The organism is Porcipelethomonas ammoniilytica (assembly GCF_025567485.1).
Classification (GTDB): domain Bacteria; phylum Bacillota; class Clostridia; order Oscillospirales; family Ruminococcaceae; genus Porcipelethomonas; species Porcipelethomonas ammoniilytica.
In genome coordinates, this window is the sequence record NZ_JAOQKH010000005.1 from 59,951 (window position 1) to 82,194 (window position 22,244).

The following is a 22,244-nucleotide window of genomic DNA, read 5'->3' on the forward strand; positions in this document are numbered from 1 at the left end:
GAAAGGAGGCTGATGATATGTTCAGATTAAAAGAAGAAGCGGCACGTTGTCTGCTTTGTTTGGAAGGCGCTTGTACTGCTGCATGCGAAAAAGGGTTTGATCCTGCAAGGGCTGTCAGAGCCATTCGTTTTGAAAATGAAGCTGGGGCAGGAAACTTTATTGATAAGGGAGTATGTTCCGAATGTACAGGAAATTGCGAAAACGTTTGTATTCATTATGACAGACCTATAAGAATACGTGAAATGGCATCAATGCTGCCCGAAGTGGCTGAACTTACACAAAAGCCGGATCTTTCAATAGATTTCTGTGGAGTTCACTGCGAGAATCCGTTTTTTCTGTCATCATCAATTGTGGCAGGGGATTATGAAATGTGTGCTAAAGCGCTGGATATGGGTTGGGCAGGAGTGGTTTATAAGACGGTAGGATTTCTTATACCGGAGGAGGTTTCGCCGAGGTTTGATGCAATAGGCAAGGAGGGAACACCTTTTATTGGCTTTAAAAATCTTGAACAGATTTCTGACCATGAGCTATCATATAATCTTGATGTGTTCAGAAAATTAAAGAAGAATTATCCGGATAAGGTTCTGGTAGTTTCCATAATGGGGCAGAATGATGAGGAATGGGTAAAGCTTTCTCAGCTCGTTACCGAGGCGGGAGCTGATATAATTGAGTGCAATTTCAGCTGCCCGCATATGTCCGGTGAAGGTCTCGGCTCTGATGTTGGGCAGAACCCTGAACTTGTAAAGCATTATACGCAGCTTGTTAAATCGGCAACACATCTGCCTGTTCTGGCAAAGATGACGCCCAATATCGGCAATATGGAGATTCCGGCAATGTCAGCCGCAGACGGGGGAGCTGACGGAATTGCCGCTATCAATACAATTAAAAGCATAATCGGAATAGATCTTGAAACTATGTCAGGCTATCCGTCAATTGGCGGAAAAAGTTCAGTATCGGGATATTCAGGAAAAGCTGTAAAACCAATTGCTCTGCGTTTTATCAGTGATCTTGCTCACTGTGAGAGACTTGACGGACTTGAACTTAGCGGTATGGGAGGAATTGAATCCTGGCATGATGCTTTGGAATTTATTCTTCTCGGATGCAGGAATATACAGGTTACTACGGCAGTAATGCAGTATGGCTACCGCATAATCGACGACCTTATATCCGGTATGGGAAATTATATGGTGACCCATGGAATCAGCAGTATTTCAGAGCTTGTGGGAGCAGCAGTTGACAATATAATTCCGGCAGATGAGCTGGATAGAAATACGCTTATTTTTCCTCATCTGAATAAAGCGAAATGTCTCGGCTGCGGCAGATGTGTAATATCATGCAGCGATGCTGGACATCAAGCGCTTAAAATGGTTTCAGGAAAGGCGGCGCTTAATGCTAAAAAATGCGTAGGCTGTCATCTGTGTATGCTGGTATGTCCTGTTGAGGCAATTGATAATAAAGGAATAAGAATTTCTAAACCCCAATAGTATAATATACTTCAAAGAGGTGATGAAATATGGCAATTACATTATCTCAGCTTTGTGCCAACACTGAGAAAAAATACTCAATGAAGCTTATTGCAGGACATGCAGGAATGGGAAATACTGTACGTTGGGTACATATAATTGAAGATAGTGAGGTACCTGATTTTCTGCATGGTAATGAGTTGATTTTTACTACAGGTATCGGTCATGTCGGAAATGAATGGCTGAAAAGTTTTACTGTCAGTCTGAAAAATAAAGGTGCAATAGGACTTGTTGTCAATATCGGTCCATACATCTCCTCTGTTCCGTCTCAGGCAATAGTATTTTGTGAACAGAATGGTTTTCCACTTTTCACAATACCATGGAAAACAAGGATTATAGATATTTCATATGAATTCTGCCGCAGGATAATAGCCAATGAAAAGCGTGAAAGTACTATTGCCGACGCTTTTCGTGGAATAATCAGGAATCCTGCCACTGCGGATGATTACAGTTCCATGCTTAATCGAGCAGGCTTTTATGATGACAGCTCCTATACGGTAATATCGCTGAGTATACTAAGGAGAAGCGTTTCAATTACGGAATCTGTTGTCAGAACAACAGATATGTCTCTCTGGCGTATGCTGAAAAAATCCGGAAACCATTCTTCGCTTTTTATGAAAGAAGGCGACCTGGTTGCAGTTAGGCAAAACTGTTCGGAAGAGGAAATAGTAATGTTTTGTGAACTTTTAAGACCAATTGCCGAACAGTCTGCTGATACTGAAATTTATATCGGAGTTTCAGAAAGCGTAAGAGGTTTTGCGGAAATTTCTCAGGCTTATGAACAGTCGTATGCAGCAATGCTGACTGGACGCATAAAAGGCAAAGAGCGTGTGTTTTACCGTGATATCGGTCTTATGAAACTGATATTCGGTGTAAAGGATAAAATGATACTGTCATCATTTGCAGAAGAAAATTTAGGAGTGCTCCACAGGTATGACTCTGAAAAAAATACTGATTATTGCAGTATTCTGAGAAAATATCTGGAGCTTAACGGAAGTGTGCTTGAAGCGGCGGCAGAAACAGGAGTTCACCGCAATACAATTAATTATAAAATCAGGGCAATACGTGAAATACTCGGACGTGAGCTTGATGATCATACAAAAAGTATGCTGATGCTTGCATACCTTATTGAAGATGTGCTTGACATATATGATAACTTAAACGGAGGTAATAAACAATGAGCGCTGAATCAATCAAATATAACCACTGCACCTACAATCTGCAGTCATGGGCAAAACAAAAAGGACTTAATCCTGTTCCGATTGAAAAGGCCGATGGTATCTATATGTGGGATTTTGACGGTAACCGCTATACGGATATGTCTTCCCAGCTTGTTAATCTTAATGTGGGTCACGGCAACCGTGCCATTATAGATGCAATTAAGGAGCAGGCTGAAAAATACTGTTATCTCTCGCCCTCTTACGGAAGTGAACCCAGAGGCGAGCTTGCTAAAATGATTATCGGGCTTATGCCTGATAACATGGGAAAGGTTTTTTTTACAAACGGAGGAGCTGATGCAAATGAAAATGCGGTCAAAATCGCAAGAATGTATACCGGCAGACAGAAAGTATTTTCACGTTACAGGAGCTATCATGGCTCTACATACGGCGCAGGAAACCTGACCGGAGAACCAAGAAGATATCCTCTTGAACCTGGTGCACCGGGATTTGTAAAGTTTTTCGACCCATATATTTACAGAGAAAAAATCAGATTTGCAACTGAAGAAGAAGCCTCAGAATACTATGTTGCAAAGCTGCGTGAACAGGTAATTTACGAAGGAGCAGATAATGTAGCCGCAATCGTTATGGAAACTATCACAGGTTCAAATGGTGTAATTATTCCTCCGAAAGGTTATCTCAAAGGTGTACGTGCAATATGCAATGAATTCGGTATCATGATGATATGCGACGAGGTCATGGCAGGTTTCGGCAGAACGGGTAAAATGTTTGCATTCGAGAACTTTAACGTTAAGCCTGATATCGTAAGTTTTGCAAAAGGCGTTACCTGCGGTTATGTTCAGCTGGGCGGCGTTGTTGTCTCCAAAAAAATCGCTGAATTTTTTTATGATCACCTTCTTTCCTGCGGACTTACATACAGCGGTCATCCGCTTGCCTGTGCAGCAGGTGTTGCCTGCCTTAACTTCTATAAAGAGGCGAATATACTTGAAAATGTAAATAAATCGGGCGCAGTTTTAGGAGAATGCCTTGAGGAATTGAAATGTAAACATGAGAGTGTCGGCGATGTGCGTTATATCGGACTTTTCTCAGCAATCGAACTTGTCAGGGACAGGGAGACAAGAGAGCCGCTTGTACCATATGGAAAGGATCCGGAGGGAAAAATGGTAAAACTTATTGGCATGCTCAAAGCAAAAGGCTTTATGACTTATTCTCATGAGAATATGATACTCATTTCACCGCCGCTTATCATTACTCCTGAACAGGTTCGGGAAGAAATGGCAAAAGTAGATGAAGTTCTTGATGAAGCCGATAAAATGATTAAATAAATATTGAAAGGACGGTCTCTATGGTTAAAGAACACTACAGCGATGCCGTAAACTGTGCATTGTCTGAATATATAACACCAGCAAAGTTCAGAACGGTTTTGTTTGAGCAGCATAAACAGCCTGGAGGGATCACAGAAGTTCCGGTTGAAATAACGTTAAGTAAGGAGACCGTAAAAAAACTGAGCTTCAGAGTTTCGTGTGACGGTATGCTTTATGGATTTGCAAGAATAAAGCCGCTTATAAGAGAAAAATTCGGGGCAGAAGCAGTAAAAATATATATCAATGACTGGGAAGTTAAATTTATTCTTGTGTTTGAGTTGGAAAACGAGAAAGAAAAAGCATTTTATATAAAGCAGGAAGAAGTAATAGAACTGCTTGAAAACTGCTGTCGTGTACCTCAGCAGCAATCGTTAAAATAACTGAAAGGGAGTCTTAATTTATGTATACATGCAGCGAAAAGAGAATGGAAGACAAAATCAGAACATTCAGCCAGTTTGGTAATGCCGGACACGGGGGAATTACCAGATATTCACTGTCTCCGGAAGCAATTATGGCAAGAAACGAGTTCAGAAATCGCATGGAAGCAATTGGTGCTGTAATTGAAATTGATGATGTTGCAAATATGTACGCTACGATCCCGGGCAGTGATCCTGACGCAAAAAGAATAGTTATGGCATCTCACTGTGATTCCGTTAAAAACGGCGGCAACTATGACGGTATCCTCGGCGTAATGAGCGCTATGGAGGTGCTGGAAACTGTTGTAGCTGAAAATATCTCTCACAGGCATCCTCTTACAGCAATGATTTGGACTAATGAGGAAGGTTCACTTTATCCGCCGGCAATGATGTGTTCCGGAATTGTTTGCTATGATTATCTTCCTGAAGATATTCGCAGCAAATTCAGATATGAAGATATGATGAAGTCACAGAGTATTCTCGATTCAACAAAGACATTCGGTGAAGCTCTTGAAAAATCAGGATTCAAAGGAAATATTAAATACCGTATCAGTCCGGAAAAATATCAGTATATGTTTGAAACTCATATTGAGCAGGGACCTATTCTTGAAGATGCCGGAAACGATATCGGAGTTGTAGACTGTGTACTTGGAATGTTCAACTATCGTCTGAAATTCTACGGTCAGACAACTCACGCCGGAACATTTCCTATGCTTAAGAGACGTGACGCTTTTCTTGCCGCTTCACAGGCTCTATGCTACCTTCATGAGGAAATTGACAAGCTTGGTTACAGTGACCTTGTCTATACTACTGGTGAAGTTGTATGTCACCCCTGCGTACATACTTGTGTACCAGATTTCTTTGATTTTTCATTTGATGCAAGACATGAAAATCCGGAAGTTCTTAAAAAGGTTCTGGCAATTGTAAAAAGCTGTGCCGATAAAACATGGGCAGGTTGTACATGTGAGGTTGTAAAGGCATGGAACAGAGATACTGTTTACTGGGATAAAAAGCTTGTAGAATATGTAAAAGAGTCAGCAGAGGAGTGCGGAATCAAGCATCAGTACATTCATTCAGGCGCAGGACATGATGCACAGTTTGCAGCATATATGCTGCCGACTACAATGATTTTTGTTCAGTCAAAGGACGGTCTGTCCCATTGTGAACCTGAATTTTCATCAGTTAAGCACTGTACAGAAGGTGCAACTGTAATGCTCAATGCTGTACTAAAAGCTGATAATGACTGAAAAATAATATAGTATATCCGGGCGGATAGTATATTCTGCCCGGATTTTTAGAATTTGTTCTTAAATGAAAGGAGTTAACAGGAAATGGGTATGGAATTTAATGCTCCCAGAAGAATTTTAACAGGTGAAGGCTGTCTTGCAGATGCAGAAAAATATTTTAGTTCTATGGGGAAAAAAGCGTTTATAGTTACAGGAAAGCATGTTAAAAAGCTTGAATGTTTCACACAAGTTATGGGTTTTCTTGATAAAAATGGCATACAGTATACTGTGTACAGCGGAATTACAGGTGAGCCGGACGATAAAATGATAGATGAAGGTGTAAAGCTTTACAAAAGAGAGAAATGTGATTTTTTGATCGCCGTAGGCGGGGGAAGTCCTATGGATTCAATGAAGGCCATTGCTGCTCTTGTGACAAACGGAGGAAAGATTTCCGACTATATGGGAAAAACTATAACAGGCAAAATACCGCCTATGGCAGCTATTCCGACTACAGCCGGAACAGGTTCTGAGGCAACTCAGTTTACTGTTATTACTGATAGTGAAAAAGGAATTAAAATGCTGTTAAAGGGAGCAGTATTAGTACCTGAACTCGCTGTTATAGATCCTGTTTTTACAATTTCTTCTCCTAAGAGCGTTACTGCATCTACCGGACTTGACGCTCTTACTCATGCAGTTGAATCTTATACATCAAGGAAAGCTCAGCCTTTGACAGACACTGTATCTCTTGATGCAGTAAAAAGAATTTTCAGATATCTGCCTGTTGCTTATAAGGACGGAAACAATATGGAAGCAAGAACACAGATGTCTATAGCCGCTTTGGAGGCAGGAATGGCAATCAATAATGCGTCAGTAACGATAGTTCATGGAATGAGCCGTCCTATTGGCGCCTTGTTTCATGTTCCTCACGGACTTTCCAATGCCATGCTGCTTGAAAAGTGCATGAGTTTTGCTGCCGATGGTGCATATGGAAAATTTGCCGAGCTTGGACGAGCTATAGGGGCTGCTGACTCTGCAATGAGTGACAGATCTGCTGCTGAAGCGTTTGTTTCAGCTTTGGGAGAAATGTGCAGTATCTGTGAAGTTCCTACTTTATTAGAATACGGAATAGATAAGAGTGAATTTATGGCGGCGGCGGATAAAATGGCAGCGGATGCTGTTGTAAGCGGAAGTCCTTCAAATACAATAAAAGAAATTTCTAAAGAGGATATACTTGAAATTTATGCATCTCTTTGGAATTGATATTATTATAAGTGATATAGCTGTTTACCTTATTGTTTAAATGATATAAAAAATGTGTGTTATCACAAAATGGTGATGCCTGATTAGTACAAATTAAACAGAGAAGTTATTAAATCTGATAATTCAGAAGTTTTTTCTTTAATCAATTAGATTAATACAAAAATAAACTGTGGTTTTTACACCGCAGTTTTATTTTTGGTATTTAGAAAATCTCCGGCGAGGTCGGGGGTTGCTTATTATTTATAAAAAAACAAAAATTCTATATAAATGTAATTTATCTATTGAAAGTTATGTGTGCTTTGTGCTATAATAAAATATAAATATATTTTTGAGGATGTGTTTTTTTGCGTATTCTTGGAATTGATCCCGGTTATGCTATTGTGGGATTCGGAGTCGCAGATTATTCCGGAATGAATTTTGCACCTGTAGAATATGGTGCAATTCTGACGGAAGCCCATACGGATTTTTCTCAGCGTCTTAAATGTATTGCAGATGATATGGATTATATTCTGGAAAAGTTTGAACCGGATTGTTTATCAATTGAAAAACTGTTTTTTACTAACAATCAGAAAACGGCAATTGATGTAGCACAGGCAAGAGGAGTAATAGTACTTTCGGCTGTAAGGCATGGCATATCAATATATGAATATACGCCGTTACAGGTAAAACAGGCGGTCGTAGGGTACGGCAAGGCTGAGAAAAAACAGGTTATGGATATGACCAGACGTATTTTAAAGCTTGAACAGATTCCGAAACCGGACGATGCCGCAGATGCTTTGGCTCTTGCAATCTGTCACGGACATTGCTGTAAAGGAATAAGATAAAATAAGTAATAAGTAAGGTGAAATGAATGATTTATAGTGTTAGAGGAAAGCTTACACATAAAGAACCGTTTCTGGCAGTTGTGGAGTGTGCAGGCGTTGGGTATGCGTGCAGAACTACATGTTCAACTTCTGCACAGTTGGGGGAAACCGGTAAAGAAGTATATTTGTATACATATCTGCATGTCAGAGAAGACAATGTGGAGCTTTTTGGATTTTATTCAATGCAGGAGTTAAACTGCTTTAAAATGCTTATATCTGTATCCGGAGTAGGTCCGAAGGCGGCCCTGTCAATTCTTTCGGATATTGATGCTCAAAGATTTGCACTTACTGTAGCGTCAGGCGATAGTAAGGTATTTACCAAAACAAAGGGCGTAGGCCCTAAGCTTGCTCAGAGAATAGTACTGGAACTGAAAGATAAAATTGCAAAGGAAAGTATTACAGCTTCAGATATAAAATCTTCAGGCAGTGTTTTTGTACCTGAGGGGGATAACTGTGCTGAAGCGGTTTCGGCGCTTATGGTTTTAGGATTTTCCCAGGAAGAGGTTGCCGCTGCCGTATCAAAAATAGATACATCTCTGGATACGGGAGAAATTGTAAAGCAAGCACTGAAAATAATAGGTAAAAAATAATAATCACGGAAAGGTGAAAATCAATTGATAGAAACAGGAGATATGGAGTTTGAGAGCAGGGCGGTTGCTCCAGAGTACACTGAATCGGATGCAGAAACGGAATTTACGCTTCGTCCTCAGACTTTACAGGAATATATCGGGCAGGATAAGGTAAAAGAAAATCTTGCTATTTATATAGAAGCGGCAAAACGAAGGGGAGAACCTCTTGATCATGTACTGCTGTACGGTCCTCCGGGATTGGGTAAAACTACTCTTGCCGGAATTATCGCTCATGAAATGGGTGCAAATCTGAGGATAACCACCGGTCCGGCTATTGAAAAACCCGGAGACCTGGCAGCACTGCTTACTAATTTATCTGCAAATGATGTTCTTTTTATAGATGAGATTCACAGATTATCACGTTCAATTGAGGAAATACTCTATCCGGCACTTGAGGATAATGCTCTTGATATTATAATAGGCAAGGGACCGTCTGCACGTTCAATACGTGTGGATCTTGAAAAATTTACACTTGTAGGAGCTACAACCCGTGCAGGACAGCTTACATCTCCTCTGCGTGACAGATTTGGGATTGTTCAGCGTCTTGAGCTTTACAGTCATGAACAATTGAGTGATATTATAAGAAGAAGCGGTACTATTCTGGGAATCCCTTGTACTTCGGACGGCGCTCTGGAGATCGCAAAGCGTTCGAGAGGAACGCCGAGAATTGCAAATAGATTTTTAAAGCGTGTAAGGGATTTTGCAGAGGTTATGGGAGACGGAGAGATAACGGGAGATATTGCGTCTATCGCTCTTAACAGACTTGAGGTTGATTCACTTGGACTTGACAGTCTTGACAAGCGAATGCTTACAATGCTTATAAAAGGATACAACGGCGGTCCGGCAGGACTGGAAACGCTGGCGTCCGCTATCGGAGAAGAAGCAATAACGCTGGAGGACGTGTGTGAACCGTTTTTGATGCAGCTTGGATTTCTTGCAAGAACTCCAAGGGGAAGAGTAGCAACAAAGCTTGCTTATGCTCATCTGGGATTTTTAAAAGATGATGAGAATGAGGGACAGCTGACATTATAAATTTTATTATGAGACAGGAGATATTGTCAAATGGGAAGATTATTTGGAACTGACGGTGCAAGAGGAGTAGCAATTACAGAACTTACTTGTGAAACTGCAATGCAGATAGGAAAAGCGGCGGCTATTGTACTTACAAAGAAAACAAAACATAAACCTACGATTTTTATAGGTAAAGATACAAGAATTTCGTCAGATGTTCTTGAAGCGGCTCTTGCAGCAGGTATTTGTTCGGTCGGAGCAAATGCTGAGATACTCGGAGTTGTTCCGACTCCGGCAGTTGCGGCTCTTGTTGAACAGAAGGGTGCAGACGCAGGCGTTATGATCTCAGCATCGCATAACAGTTTTGAATTTAACGGTATTAAGCTTTTTTCGTCAACAGGTTACAAGCTGTCAGATGAAATGGAAGAAGAAATTGAAGAGTTGATTTTAGACAGACCTCAGGATATGAAGCTTGTTTCACATGGAGAAGTAGGTAAAATTACATATTACCGTGACGCACAGACGGATTACATTCGCTATATTATGAAATCTATAAAGGGTAATCTCACAGGACTCAGAATTGCCATTGACTGTGCAAACGGAAGCGCTTCCGCAACTGCAAAAAGACTTTTTGAGGGACTTGGAGCAAATGTTTATGTTATAAATTCTTCTCCGGACGGTACAAATATTAACGATAACTGCGGTTCAACTCATATTGGAAATCTTATGCAGTTTGTTGTGGATAAAAAATGTCATGCCGGTCTTGCCTTTGACGGTGATGCGGACAGATGTCTTGCTGTAGACGAAAAGGGTCAGCTTATTGACGGTGACAAGCTCATGGCTATTTGTGCAAAGGCTTACAAGGAACAGGGAAAACTGAAGAAAAATACCGCTGTTGTTACTGTTATGAGTAATCTGGGATTTACTTATTTTGCTAAGAACAACGGTATAAAAATGCAGACTACTAAAGTCGGCGACAGATATGTACTAGAAAAAATGCTTGACGGCGGATATAATTTGGGCGGCGAGCAAAGCGGTCATATTATTTTCCTTGACGAAGCCAATACTGGCGACGGTCAGCTTTCAGGCGCAAAGGTTCTGGAAATACTGGCTGAATCCGGAAAAAAAATGTCGGAGCTTGCGTCTGTAATGGAGCATTATCCACAGGTTATGATAAATGTCAAAATAAGTCCTCGTGACAGGGAAGTCTGGAAAAATGACAGTCAGATCACAGACCTTATTGAGCATTATGAAAACGAACTTGGCGACAGCGGAAGAATTCTGGTAAGAGAAAGCGGAACAGAACCGCTTATAAGAGTAATGCTCGAAGGAAAGGACTTTAAGCAGATAAACGAATACGCTATTGCAATTTCGGAAAAAATAAAGGAACGTGCCGGAAGAAGATAATAGCGGGGACGTTAAGAAGCGTCTGTGGAAAAATAAACAGTAAAGGACTTAAGGACTATGCGTATCGCACAGAACTGGAAAGAATATAAAATAATAGATACTACATCACAGGAAAAGCTGGAGTCATGGAACGGTAATATTCTTATACGTCCAGATCCGCAGATCATATGGAAAACTCCGAAAAAATCTCCGCTGTGGGATAAGGCAATGGGACATTATCACCGTTCCTCCAGCGGCGGCGGAAGCTGGAGCTTTTCAAAAAAACCTCCAGAGTCATGGGAGATGTCTTATAAGGAACTGAAATTTCTTATAAAGCCTACAGGTTTTAAGCATACCGGACTATTTCCCGAGCAGGCAGTAAACTGGGATTTTATGTCCGATAAAATAAGAAATGCCGGACGTGAAATAAATGTTCTGAATCTTTTTGCTTACACGGGAGGAGCAACCCTTGCCTGTGCGGCAGCAGGAGCAAACGTATGTCATGTTGATGCATCTAAGGGTATGGTTAGTTGGGCAAGAGAAAATGCAGCTCTTTCAGGTCTGACTGAAAAACCGATTCGTTGGATAGTGGACGATTGTGAAAAGTTTATTGCAAGAGAGATCAGACGCAGTAGGAAATATGACGCCGTTATCATGGATCCTCCAAGCTACGGCAGAGGTCCGGGCGGAGAAGTATGGAAGCTTGAGGACTGCGTTTTCGATCTTGTTAAACTCTGTACCGGAGTTTTAAGCGATGATCCGCTTTTCTTTTTGATAAATAGCTATACGACTGGGCTTTCACCGTCGGTTATGGGATATATTTTAGGAGAAACTATTTGTCCGCAGTTCGGTGGAAATGTTACATTTGATGAAATCGGACTTCCGGTTGAAGAAAGCGGACTTTGCCTTCCCTGTGGTTCAACGGCAATATGGCAGAAAGGATAGCGGATATGGAAAATTTTGCGGAATCACTCAATCTTGATTTTAAATATGATGGGGAAGAAGAATTTGTTTTAAAGGATATAAACTTAAGTTTTAAGCAGGGTGAAATGACCGCAGTTCTGGGTCATAACGGGTGCGGAAAATCTACCTTTGCAAAGCATCTTAACGCTATTTTGCTGCCTAGCGGCGGTACTGTTTACATTGACGGTATTGATACAAAGGACGAAAACAGAATTTACGATATACGTCAGCGTGTTGGAATGGTCTTTCAGAATCCTGATAATCAAATAGTTGCGACTATTGTGGAAGAAGATGTGGCTTTTGCCCTTGAAAATCTGGGAGTAGAACCTAATGAAATCCGCAGACGTGTTGATGAGGCTTTAAAAGCAGTGGGAATGTATGAATACAGAATGCATGCCCCTCATCAGCTTTCGGGAGGACAAAAGCAGAGAGTTGCAATTGCGGGGATAATTGCTATGCGTCCTCGATGCATCGTTCTGGACGAGCCTACAGCCATGCTTGATCCGAAAGGAAGATCGGAAGTTATGAAAACCGTTAAGGAGCTTAACAGTAAGTACGGAATAACAATAATTCTGATTACTCATTATATGGAAGAAGCTGCACAATGTGAAAGAATAATCGTAATGGATAAGGGAAAGGTTCTGATGGATGACAGTCCGAAGCAGGTATTTTCCCGTGTTGAGGAGCTTAAAGCTGTGGGACTTGACGTTCCTCAGGTGACAGAGCTTGTATATGAGCTTAATAAATACGGTTTAAAACTTGATACTCATATTATAAATGAAAATGAATGCTGCGATGCACTGCTGACACTGCTTTCATGATTTTGGAGACGGTAAAAAAGGAGCTTGGAAATTGGCAATACTGAAAACTGAAGAATTGACTTATGTTTACAGTCAGGGAACGCCTTTTGAAAAAACGGCGGTTGACCATGTAAATCTTGAGATAGAAAAGGGAGAATTTGTCGGGGTAATAGGTCATACAGGTTCGGGCAAATCTACTATGATTCAGCATTTTAACGGTCTGCTTAAGCCTACATCAGGAAAAATATATCTTGACGGTGAAGATATCTGGGCAGATAAAACAAAAATACGTCAGGTGCGTTTTAAAGTGGGACTTGTTTTCCAGTATCCTGAATATCAGATATTTGAAGATACAGTATATAAGGATATTGCATTCGGTCCTAAAAATATGAAGCTCAGTGAGAATGAAATTGACGGACGAGTCCGCAGAACTGCTTTGTCGGTGGGTCTTACGGAGGACATTCTTGAAAAATCTCCATTTGAGCTTTCCGGAGGACAGAAACGTCGTGTTGCAATTGCCGGAGTTATGGCAATGGAACCTGAGGTGCTTATACTGGACGAGCCTACAGCGGGTCTTGATCCTCAGGGACGTGATATGATCTTAAATCAGATAAACAATTATCATAAAACAACAGGATGTACTGTTTTGCTTGTTTCACACAGTATGGAGGATGTTGCGAAATTTGCTTCAAAAATTCTTGTTATGAATGATTCAAAAGTTTTCTGTTATGATAAAACAGCCGAGGTATTTAAGCGTTCGGAAGAAATTTCAAGTATGGGGTTATCAGTGCCGCAGATAGCCCGTGTATTCAATATATTAAAAAATAAAGGAATTAGTTTTGATGAAGAGGTTTATACAGTAAAATATGCCAAAGAACTTATAATTCAGGAATTGAAAAAAAGGGGGAAAATCTGATGATAAAAGATATTACTTTAGGACAGTATTTCCCCGGAAACAGCATGGTTCATAGACTTGATCCAAGATATAAAATTATTATTTCCGGTATTTTTATTGCAATGCTTTTTATAGGTGATCATGTAATATGTCTGGAGATCGGAGCAGTTTTTGTCGCTATGGCGCTTATCCTTTCATCAATTCCGTTAAAAATGATAGTGAAAAGTATAAAGCCTATTATACCGCTTCTGCTTTTTACATCATTGTTTAATATTTTTTTTATTTCCGGCGGTATGCCGATTTTTGAATGGAAATTTATAAAAATTACCGATGCTGCTGTTCATACAACGTTTTTTATGTTTGTAAGAATAATTCTTCTGATTGCCGGAACTTCACTTCTGACTTACACTACTTCTCCTATTGCGCTTACAGACGCAATTGAAAGACTGCTGAGTCCGCTGAAAAAAATTAAGGTTCCGGTTCATGATCTTGCTATGATGATGACTATAGCTTTAAGATTCATTCCTACTCTCATAGAAGAAACGGATAAAATAATTTCTGCCCAAAAGGCAAGAGGCGTTGATCTTGACGGAGGTAAATTAATGGACAAGGTAAAGGCAGTAGTACCGATTATAATACCGCTTTTTGTGTCTGCCGTAAGAAGGGCAAGCGAGCTGGCAACAGCTATGGAGTGCCGATGCTACAGAGGCGGCGAGGGACGCACAAAAATGCGCCAACTGAAAAGCGGCGCAGCCGATTATGTATCCCTTATGATTTCAATTCTATTTTTGGCTTCAGTTATATTTATAAATGCAATGAATTAGGAAAGGGTAAAAAACGATGGATAACAAAAAGACGCCTGTTCAGAAGGGGCAGAATAAATTTTCTGCCGGCAGAAAACACAGGTTTACTGATATATTATTATATAATAAAAAAGGTGAAACAAGAGTTTTTCTGATACTTTCATTTCTGATTCCGTTTATTTTGATTTGGATAATGTTTTCACATTTTGAAGTGCATCCGTTCGGGGATAAACAGATTCTTGTAACAGATCTCTGGCATCAGTATTTTCCGTTTTTTAAGGAAGAACATGATAAGCTGCAAAACCTTTCATCATTACTGTATTCATGGAATACCGGTATGGGAACAAATTTCCTTTCTGTAATGTCCTATTATGCGGCAAGTCCACTGAATCTTTTGGCAGTATTTTTTCCGATGGAATATTCAAGAGACGCTATGACTCTTTTCCTTACTATTAAGATCGGCTGTGCAGGATTATTTTTTGCAATTTTTTTAAAGCATACTTTTAAAAGAAATGATATTTCGATTGTTGGATTTTCATTATTATATGCATTATGCAGCTATATAATGGGATATTACTGGAATCTTATCTGGATAGATACCGTAGCGTTACTGCCGCTTGTAGTATTGGGTACGATTTTAATTGTAAGAGAAGGAAAATATAAGCTATATGCTGTTTCCCTTGCACTGTCACTTATTGCTAATTTTTATATCGGACTTTTTACATGTATTTTTACCGTTATGGTTTTTGCGGCGGCATCAATTATAAAGTGGCAGGGAATAAAAGGTACTTTTATACGTCTTGGTCAGATAGCCGGAGCAACGGTAATCGGACTCGGAATGGGCGCTTTTATTCTTATTCCTGCTTATCTAGCGCTTCAGCTTACTAACAGCGTTGACAATCAATTTCCTCAAATGATATCTTTTTATGAACCGTGGCTGAAAATGATTTCAAATGTAATAGGGTATCATGAACCTACTGCAAAGGAAGGTCTGCCGAATTTTTACTGCGGAATGTTTGCAGTAATTCTGCTTGGAGTATTTTTAATAAACAAGAAAATAAAAATAAGAGAAAAAATTATAACAGTTTTATATCTTTCATTTATAATTGTAAGCTGTAATATGAATATATTGAATTACATCTGGCATGGATTTCACTTTACCAATATGATTCCTTATAGATTTTCATTTATTTTTTCATTTATACTTGTGGCGGCGGCATACAGAGCGTTTACAGTAATAACGGAAGATATACAAATTTTTGATATTCTGGCGCTTTCGGCTATGACATTTATAATCGCACTTGTAGCTTACAGAGATCAGACTGAAAAAGCGTTGATTTACAGTATTATTACATGTTTTGTTTATACTGCTGTAATGTTTATTTACGAAAGAAAAATTATAAATAAAAATATCATGAGATATCTGATATGTGCGGTATGCACGGTAGAAATGGGAATCAATGCATATAACGGAGTGTCAACTGTTACTACTACTACGTATAGTATTTATCCTAAAAATAATGAGGAAATTCAAGCATTAATTGATTATACTGAAAGAAATGACGGTGATTTTTACCGTACGGAGCTGACTTCAACCTATACGATAAATGATCCGGCTCTTTACGGATTCAAGGGCGTTTCACAGTTTTCTTCGACTGCTAACGTAAGCGTTACAAGATATCTTGAAAGTCTCGGACTCATGGCGTCGGCTGCCGGAAACAGATATTATTATACTCAGTCCACTCCGATTATCAATGCGTTTTTGAATATTAAATATCTTATGGCGCATGACGGCTATTCCGGAGACGAAACATATCTTGATGAGGTTTCAAGCGAAGGTACTGTTAAGCTTTATAAAAATAATGCTTATTTGCCGATAGGCTTTGCGGCGGATAAATCAATAATGAATTATATTGGCGAGTCAAAGGAACAGGTTGAAAATCAGAATGAATTATTCAGACTGGCAACAGGTCTTGATGAAAATGTCTTTACGGCAGTGTCTATAAAGGATGTGGGGCATAAGGGACTTAATGTTGTTAAGCAGTCTGTTGGAAATTACAGCTATCAATATAATAAACCGGAAGACGGAAGTGATGACTGTTATGTCAAATATAATTATACGGTACCTGATGACGGACCTGTATATGCAGTATTTTTCTTTGATAATACCAATGGTTTTCAAGTTAAAAAGGACGGCGTAACTGTTCACAGCTTCGGCAATCAAAAGTATAAAAATGTAGCGGCTCTGGGAAATTTCAAAGCCGGAGATGTAATTACTTTATATTCTAATGTTGAAAAAGAGAAAAGCGGCAGTGGAAAAGTTCTTGTTTATCAGGCGAATGAAGAGCTTTTAAGACAGGGTATCGAAAAGCTTTCAAAGGGAGGAATTGCCGTTTCCGATTACAGCGATACCGAAATCAAAGGTACGTTTACCGCTGAGAATGACAGTGTTTTTTACACTTCTATTCCATATGACGGAGGATGGAAGGTTTATATTGACGGAGAAGAAGCGGAGGTAACTCCTTTAAAAAATGCTGTAGTATGCGTACCTGTTACTGCCGGTAGTCATGAAATCAGATTTAAATACTGTCCGCCGGGATTTGCAGCCGGAGCTGCAATTACTGTCGGTTCCGTAATAGTATTTGCAGCGATTTGGATTCTTGAGAAAAAATACAGAAAAAAAGTTAAGACTTTAAATTGTGAAACGGAGAAGTCCGATGCGGAATCTTAAAGTAATTATGGCGTACAGGGGAACTAATTATCATGGTTTTCAGTATCAGGATAATGCACTGACAGTTCAAGAGGTTGTTCAAAAGCATGTTTCCTCTGTGCTGAACGAAAGAGTAATCATAAATGGCTGTTCAAGAACGGATACGGGCGTTCATGCCAATAATTACTGCTTTTCGGTTTTGACGGAAAGTAAAATACCTCCAAGAAATTTTGTAAGGGGAGTAAACGGCAGACTTCCCGATGATATTTCAATTTTGTCCTGTGAGGACGTTCCGCTTGATTTTCATGCAAGATTTTCATGTAAGGCAAAAGAATATGTTTATTTGATTCATAACAGCGAAAGTAAAAATCCGTTTACGACGGATCTGGCTTATCATTACAGAAGACCTGTTGATATTGAACTGATGCGTAAAACTGCCCGAAAATTTGTCGGCACTCATGATTTTCGGGCGTTTTGCTCAGGATATAATGAAAATAAATGCACAGTTAGAACAATTTATAATTTTGATGTAGAAATTAATGGCGAATTGGTGAAAATGCTTGTAAAAGGCGATGGTTTTCTGTATAATATGATTAGGATCATGGTAGGAACTCTTTTAGCTGTAAATGAAAAAAAGATCTGGACTGACGATATAGAAAGTATTATGGAATCCGGCGACAGACAGCGTGCAGGAAAAACCGCACAGCCTCACGGTCTTTATCTTAATAGAATTTTTTATTGAACAAACGATTTAAGGGGACATATGGTTGATGGAAAAAAATATAAAAGATGTTGATATTGTTATTCTGAGACGACGAAGAAAACGCCGCAGACAGATGGCTAAATTTATAGCTTTTATTTTGTTGGCTTCAATTATTTTCGGTTTGTATGTTAAACGGGACGTATGGTTTCCGAAGCTTGAAGGAATCGGCAGTAGATTTCAAAGTGTAAAATCAAGCGGCGGGGAACTGTCGGGAGAAAATTTTCCTTTAAATATTTCCGGAGGTATTGATTATCAGGTCGGAAATCTAAACGGTTATCTGGCAATTTTAAGCGACGCTTATATTTATATTTACACAGAAGACGGAGAATTGTATGAAGAACGTCAGCATGCGTATGCAAATGCTATGCTTCAGACCTCCGGAAAAAAGGCTCTGATATATGAGTCCGGAGGAAATAAATTCAGGATTGACAATAAAAGAAAAAATCTTTATACTAAAAAGATGGAGCAGAATATTATTTTTGCCAGGATCAGTGAAAATGGCAATGTGGCTGTAATAACAACATCGGATACATATATATGTAAGCTTACGGTTTTTGACGATTCAGGTGAAGAAATATACAGCAGGAATTGTGTTGAAAGAGTTATTGATCTGACATTTAATGAAGACGGTACAGGGTGCATACTTGCAACAAGCGATGCTGCCGATGGCGAGATCATATCAAAGATCATATCAGTTTCATTTGATTCTAAAAAAGATAAATGGACTTCCGATGCACTGAATACAATGTGCCTGAAAACATACTATGACAGGAACGGTATACTGGTACTTGGAGATACCAAATGTGCATATTATAGTAATAATGGCGAGCTTTTAACTTCTTATGATTATCCAAGCAGTCTTGTTGACTGGGATTATCGTGACGGTAAAATAGCAATGCTTTTTGAAAATGAAATTAAACGTCAGAATTATTTTACTACTATAGACAGTGAAAAAAGAGAACCTAATCAAAATGAATTTTCAAACAGCAGTGCGAATTGTATACGTATATCTGGCGGGCAGGTTTTGATATTGTCAAAAGAAGGTATAATAAAATACGATTTTAATGGCGGAGGAGAAAAAAATATAAGTTCCGAAAGCGCTTATGAAAAGTTTATATTGATTGATAATTATATCTTCCTTCTGGGATATGACAGAATAGACAGAATAGAATATAAAGGATAATGAAACGGAGTGTTAGAACAACATGGGAGAAAAGTTCTGGTGGATATATGATATCATATCGGTTGTTGTAATCATATTTTTTGTTTTCAGCGGCGCCAGAAAAGGGTTTTCAAAAATTTTAATTACTGCGCTTGGCTGTGTGGCATCAATAGCTGCCGCTTTGTTTATTGGCAGTAAAACCACTGATTTTATTTATGACAAATTTTTTATAAAAAATAATGTAAAATCTGTTGAGGAAGCTCTTGAAGATTATCAGCCCGAGGATGTCATAAAAACAATAATTGAGAGTAATGAACTTTCGGGAGTCTTAAGTAATGAAAAAATAGAAGCAATTTTAAAAAGCGGAAACAGTATTGACAAGCTGTATGATTATGCAAACAGTGAAGCAGGTAATATTGTCAGCTCACCTGACGTATTCGATGCAGATATAATCAACGGCTTTGCTGAAGCATTTGCCAATCAGATAGGAATCAATCTTCCGCCTTATGTGGTAAATGAAATTACGAAAAATGTAAGTAATAATGAAAAGCTTTTTAATTCAATGATTGATATGTTAATGAATCATCCTCAGGAGGTACCTGAATTTATTGAAGAAAATTACATAAGAGAACCTGCTAAGCGAATTATAAATGCAGCTGTTTTTCTTATAGTGTTTTTTATTCTTATGACGATTATAACTATTGTTATTAACAGGACTGTTAATTTTGGATTGTTAAACGGATTTGACAGGCTTGATAAATTTGCCGGCGGAATTTTAGGCATTATTGAGGCCGCAGCGGCAATTATGATAATAGCGGTAGCTGTAAAAATGATGATAAATATTTCTGAAAGTGACAATTCATTTATAAGTATGAATGCAGTTGAAAAAACAAAAATTTTCAGATATTTTTATCAATTATTATAGAGATATTTAGGAACTTAGAATTTAGAAAGGTGTTTATGTTATGGTATTATGCAGCAGATGTAAAAAAAGACCGGCAGTTGTTTTCATTACTTCAATGCAGGGAAATGAAAAAAAGAACGAGGGGCTTTGTATGGTTTGCGCCAAGGAATCCAATATTCCTCAGATTTCAGAATATATGGAACAGATGGGAATAACTGATGATGATCTTGAACAGATGTCTGATCAGATGATGGAAATTCTTGACGGAGACGGATTTGAAATGGGAGGTGCAGAAACATTGCCGCCTTACATACAGAATATGTTGGACAATGCAGGATTAACCGGACTAAAGTCGGTTCTTTCTGAAAAGAATAACGATAGGAAAAATCCTCCGGCGGAGAAAAAGTCCGGTTCTGCAAATTCAAGAGCAAATAAAAATACGGAAAAAAACAAAAAGAAAAAAGAACTTAAATTTCTGGATAATTACTGTACTAATTTGAATCAGCGTGCAGAAGAAGGCAAGCTTGACAACATTATAGGACGTGATAAGGAGATTTCAAGAGTAGTACAAATCCTTTCAAGAAGACAGAAAAATAATCCGTGTCTTATTGGTGAACCCGGCGTTGGTAAAACTGCAATTGCCGAAGGAATAGCTCAGAGAATTGTCTCGGGAAACGTACCTTTTAATCTGACAGATAAAAAGGTTTATTTGCTGGATCTTACTTCTCTTGTTGCTGGAACCCAGTTCAGAGGACAGTTTGAGAGCCGTGTTAAGGGACTGGTAAATGAAGTTAAATCCGAAGGGAATATTATTCTTTTTATTGACGAGGTTCATAATCTTGTGGGTACAGGTGATTCAGAGGGTTCAATGAATGCGGCAAATATTTTAAAGCCTGCACTTTCACGCGGAGAGGTACAGGTTATCGGCGCTACGACATTTGGTGAATACAGAAAATATATTGAAAAGGACAGTGCTCTTGAAAGACGTTTTCAGCCTGTTACTGTAAATGAACCTACTGTTGACGATACGGTTGAAGTGTTAAAAGGAATAAAAAAATATTATGAAGCTTATCATAAGGTAAAAATCAGCGATGAACTTATAAGAATGTGTGCAGTGCTGTCTGAGAGATATATTCAGGACAGATTTTTACCGGATAAGGCGATAGATCTTCTTGACGAAAGCTGCGCATGTACATGTATACGCACTCCTGAGCTTGCAAAGCATGACGAGGAATCAAAAAGACTGAAAACTCTGATTGAAATGGAAAAATCCATGGAGGAGGAAAAAGAGCCTAACTATGAAGCGCTTGCAGAGGTTAAGGGTGACATTATCCGTGTTAAAGCCGAATTGGAAGAACTTGAAAAGGTTACTTCCAATATTCAGGTACAGGAAACAGATCTTGCAAAGGTTATTGAGCTGTGGACGGGTATTCCGTCATCTAAAATTGCTGAATCAGAATTTTCTAAAATGGCAAAGCTTGAAGATAATTTGAAGAAGCATATAGTGGGTCAGGACGAAGCAGTCAAGCTGTTGTCGGAGGCAATTAAGCGTACAAGAGTTCAGCTTAACAAGAGAAGAAGACCGGCGTCGTTTATTTTTGTAGGTCCTACCGGAGTAGGAAAAACAGAGCTGGTAAAGGTTTTATCCAGGGAACTTTTTGACTCTACTGAACCGCTGATCAGACTTGATATGACCGAGTATATGGAGAAGCATTCTGTTGCAAAAATGATCGGCTCACCTCCCGGATATGTAGGTTACGATGAAGCAGGCCAACTTACTGAAAAGGTAAGAAGACAGCCATATTCTGTAGTACTTTTTGATGAGATAGAAAAAGCGCACCCGGACGTTATGAATATTCTTCTTCAGATTCTTGATGAGGGTAAAATCAACGATGCACAGGGAAGAACGGTAAATTTTGAAAATACAATAATTGTAATGACATCTAATGCCGGTTCTACAGATAAAACAACAGGTTTAGGATTTAATAAATCTGCCGAGGAAATTTCTAAGGAAAAAGCAATGAAAGCTTTAAGAGATTTTCTCAGACCGGAATTTATAAGCAGAATTGATGAAATTGTCGTATTCAGACCGTTATCTCAGGAAAATTTTGCATCTATTGCAGGACTGATGCTTGACGAAATGAAAGAACCGCTTGCAGAAAAAAATATTATTTTTAAATATGATGAAAAATCTCTTGAACTGATTGCAAAAATGGCATTTGGAAAGAGTTATGGTGCGAGAGATATCAGAAGAGTTATCAGACAGGAAATAGAGAATAAGATTGCGGATATAATAATAGAAAAATCAGGAACTATAGCGGGTATAGGTGTTTCTGCTGAAAATGACAAAATAAAAGTTGAATATATGTAAATACTATTTTTAGAACC

General features: G+C 38.9%; 19 protein-coding genes. All 19 read left to right on the plus strand.

The features are described from left to right. Positions 1-17: 17 nt before the first annotated feature. A complete protein-coding gene (gene preA / locus OCV67_RS05465) occupies positions 18-1,484 on the plus strand; it encodes an NAD-dependent dihydropyrimidine dehydrogenase subunit PreA (protein ID WP_147642978.1) in 1,467 nt (488 codons plus the stop codon). Between the two features lie 29 nt (positions 1,485-1,513). Beyond that, on the plus strand, positions 1,514-2,704 hold the full coding sequence (locus OCV67_RS05470) for a PucR family transcriptional regulator (protein ID WP_147642979.1): 1,191 nt from the start codon (positions 1,514-1,516) through the stop codon (positions 2,702-2,704). Further along, on the plus strand, positions 2,701-4,026 hold the full coding sequence (locus tag OCV67_RS05475) for an aminotransferase class III-fold pyridoxal phosphate-dependent enzyme (protein WP_147642980.1): 1,326 nt from the start codon (positions 2,701-2,703) through the stop codon (positions 4,024-4,026). The genes OCV67_RS05470 and OCV67_RS05475 overlap by 4 nt, the downstream gene beginning before the upstream one ends. A gap of 20 nt (positions 4,027-4,046) precedes the next feature. Then, positions 4,047-4,445 carry a hypothetical protein gene (locus OCV67_RS05480; protein ID WP_147642981.1) on the plus strand — a complete coding sequence of 133 codons (399 nt, stop codon included), beginning with the start codon at positions 4,047-4,049 and terminating at the stop codon, positions 4,443-4,445. Positions 4,446-4,465: 20 nt separating this feature from the next. Beyond that, on the plus strand, positions 4,466-5,728 hold the full coding sequence (locus OCV67_RS05485) for a Zn-dependent hydrolase (RefSeq protein WP_147642982.1): 1,263 nt from the start codon (positions 4,466-4,468) through the stop codon (positions 5,726-5,728). Between the two features lie 84 nt (positions 5,729-5,812). Next, positions 5,813-6,967: an iron-containing alcohol dehydrogenase gene (locus OCV67_RS05490; protein ID WP_147642983.1), complete on the plus strand. Its 1,155-nt coding sequence runs from the start codon at positions 5,813-5,815 to the stop codon at positions 6,965-6,967. 344 nt (positions 6,968-7,311) lie between these two features. Then, positions 7,312-7,791 carry a crossover junction endodeoxyribonuclease RuvC gene (gene ruvC, locus OCV67_RS05495; RefSeq protein ID WP_147642984.1) on the plus strand — a complete coding sequence of 160 codons (480 nt, stop codon included), beginning with the start codon at positions 7,312-7,314 and terminating at the stop codon, positions 7,789-7,791. Between the two features lie 26 nt (positions 7,792-7,817). Beyond that, positions 7,818-8,420, plus strand: a complete 603-nt coding sequence (ruvA, locus tag OCV67_RS05500; protein ID WP_147642985.1) for a Holliday junction branch migration protein RuvA — start codon at positions 7,818-7,820, stop codon at positions 8,418-8,420. A gap of 42 nt (positions 8,421-8,462) precedes the next feature. Next, positions 8,463-9,491, plus strand: coding sequence for a Holliday junction branch migration DNA helicase RuvB (gene ruvB, locus OCV67_RS05505; protein WP_147643091.1), 1,029 nt, complete (start codon positions 8,463-8,465; stop codon positions 9,489-9,491). Positions 9,492-9,521: 30 nt separating this feature from the next. Next, complete coding sequence (gene glmM, locus OCV67_RS05510) at positions 9,522-10,877, plus strand: phosphoglucosamine mutase (RefSeq protein ID WP_147642986.1); 1,356 nt, start codon at positions 9,522-9,524, stop codon at positions 10,875-10,877. 57 nt (positions 10,878-10,934) lie between these two features. Next, complete coding sequence (locus OCV67_RS05515) at positions 10,935-11,801, plus strand: class I SAM-dependent methyltransferase (RefSeq protein WP_147642987.1); 867 nt, start codon at positions 10,935-10,937, stop codon at positions 11,799-11,801. Between the two features lie 5 nt (positions 11,802-11,806). Further along, positions 11,807-12,640, plus strand: coding sequence for an energy-coupling factor transporter ATPase (locus OCV67_RS05520; RefSeq protein WP_147642988.1), 834 nt, complete (start codon positions 11,807-11,809; stop codon positions 12,638-12,640). Positions 12,641-12,671: 31 nt separating this feature from the next. Continuing rightward, entirely contained in the window at positions 12,672-13,535 is an 864-nt protein-coding gene (locus OCV67_RS05525) for an energy-coupling factor transporter ATPase (protein WP_147642989.1), read from the plus strand. After that, entirely contained in the window at positions 13,535-14,338 is an 804-nt protein-coding gene (locus OCV67_RS05530) for an energy-coupling factor transporter transmembrane component T family protein (RefSeq protein ID WP_147642990.1), read from the plus strand. The genes OCV67_RS05525 and OCV67_RS05530 overlap by 1 nt, the downstream gene beginning before the upstream one ends. A 16-nt stretch (positions 14,339-14,354) precedes the next feature. After that, positions 14,355-17,048 carry a YfhO family protein gene (locus OCV67_RS05535; protein ID WP_147642991.1) on the plus strand — a complete coding sequence of 898 codons (2,694 nt, stop codon included), beginning with the start codon at positions 14,355-14,357 and terminating at the stop codon, positions 17,046-17,048. After that, the gene (truA, locus tag OCV67_RS05540) at positions 17,035-17,769 is read left to right on the plus strand and encodes a tRNA pseudouridine(38-40) synthase TruA (protein WP_147642992.1); all 735 of its coding nucleotides are present in this window, start codon (positions 17,035-17,037) and stop codon (positions 17,767-17,769) included. The genes OCV67_RS05535 and truA overlap by 14 nt, the downstream gene beginning before the upstream one ends. Positions 17,770-17,797: 28 nt before the next feature. After that, on the plus strand, positions 17,798-18,973 hold the full coding sequence (locus OCV67_RS05545; RefSeq protein WP_147642993.1) for a DUF5711 family protein: 1,176 nt from the start codon (positions 17,798-17,800) through the stop codon (positions 18,971-18,973). A 22-nt stretch (positions 18,974-18,995) separates the two neighbouring features. Further along, positions 18,996-19,877: a CvpA family protein gene (locus tag OCV67_RS05550; protein WP_147642994.1), complete on the plus strand. Its 882-nt coding sequence runs from the start codon at positions 18,996-18,998 to the stop codon at positions 19,875-19,877. Positions 19,878-19,917: 40 nt separating this feature from the next. Further along, positions 19,918-22,227 (plus strand): ATP-dependent Clp protease ATP-binding subunit, encoded by a 2,310-nt coding sequence (locus OCV67_RS05555; RefSeq protein ID WP_147642995.1) that lies wholly within the window; start codon positions 19,918-19,920, stop codon positions 22,225-22,227. Positions 22,228-22,244 lie beyond the last annotated feature (17 nt).

Bases quoted from the DNA above. Each gene is read 5' to 3' on its own strand.
- OCV67_RS05555 (WP_147642995.1), top strand. From the start codon at position 19,918: ATGGTATTATGCAGCAGATGTAAAAAAAGACCGGCAGTTGTTTTCATT.
- OCV67_RS05535 (WP_147642991.1), top strand. From the start codon at position 14,355: ATGGATAACAAAAAGACGCCTGTTCAGAAGGGGCAGAATAAATTTTCT.
- ruvA (WP_147642985.1), top strand. From the start codon at position 7,818: ATGATTTATAGTGTTAGAGGAAAGCTTACACATAAAGAACCGTTTCTG.
- truA (WP_147642992.1), top strand. From the start codon at position 17,035: ATGCGGAATCTTAAAGTAATTATGGCGTACAGGGGAACTAATTATCAT.
- OCV67_RS05550 (WP_147642994.1), top strand. From the start codon at position 18,996: ATGGGAGAAAAGTTCTGGTGGATATATGATATCATATCGGTTGTTGTA.
- OCV67_RS05515 (WP_147642987.1), top strand. From the start codon at position 10,935: ATGCGTATCGCACAGAACTGGAAAGAATATAAAATAATAGATACTACA.
- OCV67_RS05490 (WP_147642983.1), top strand. From the start codon at position 5,813: ATGGGTATGGAATTTAATGCTCCCAGAAGAATTTTAACAGGTGAAGGC.
- preA (WP_147642978.1), top strand. From the start codon at position 18: ATGTTCAGATTAAAAGAAGAAGCGGCACGTTGTCTGCTTTGTTTGGAA.
- OCV67_RS05520 (WP_147642988.1), top strand. From the start codon at position 11,807: ATGGAAAATTTTGCGGAATCACTCAATCTTGATTTTAAATATGATGGG.
- OCV67_RS05530 (WP_147642990.1), top strand. From the start codon at position 13,535: ATGATAAAAGATATTACTTTAGGACAGTATTTCCCCGGAAACAGCATG.
- OCV67_RS05470 (WP_147642979.1), top strand. From the start codon at position 1,514: ATGGCAATTACATTATCTCAGCTTTGTGCCAACACTGAGAAAAAATAC.
- OCV67_RS05545 (WP_147642993.1), top strand. From the start codon at position 17,798: ATGGAAAAAAATATAAAAGATGTTGATATTGTTATTCTGAGACGACGA.
- OCV67_RS05475 (WP_147642980.1), top strand. From the start codon at position 2,701: ATGAGCGCTGAATCAATCAAATATAACCACTGCACCTACAATCTGCAG.
- glmM (WP_147642986.1), top strand. From the start codon at position 9,522: ATGGGAAGATTATTTGGAACTGACGGTGCAAGAGGAGTAGCAATTACA.
- OCV67_RS05485 (WP_147642982.1), top strand. From the start codon at position 4,466: ATGTATACATGCAGCGAAAAGAGAATGGAAGACAAAATCAGAACATTC.
- OCV67_RS05480 (WP_147642981.1), top strand. From the start codon at position 4,047: ATGGTTAAAGAACACTACAGCGATGCCGTAAACTGTGCATTGTCTGAA.
- ruvB (WP_147643091.1), top strand. From the start codon at position 8,463: ATGGAGTTTGAGAGCAGGGCGGTTGCTCCAGAGTACACTGAATCGGAT.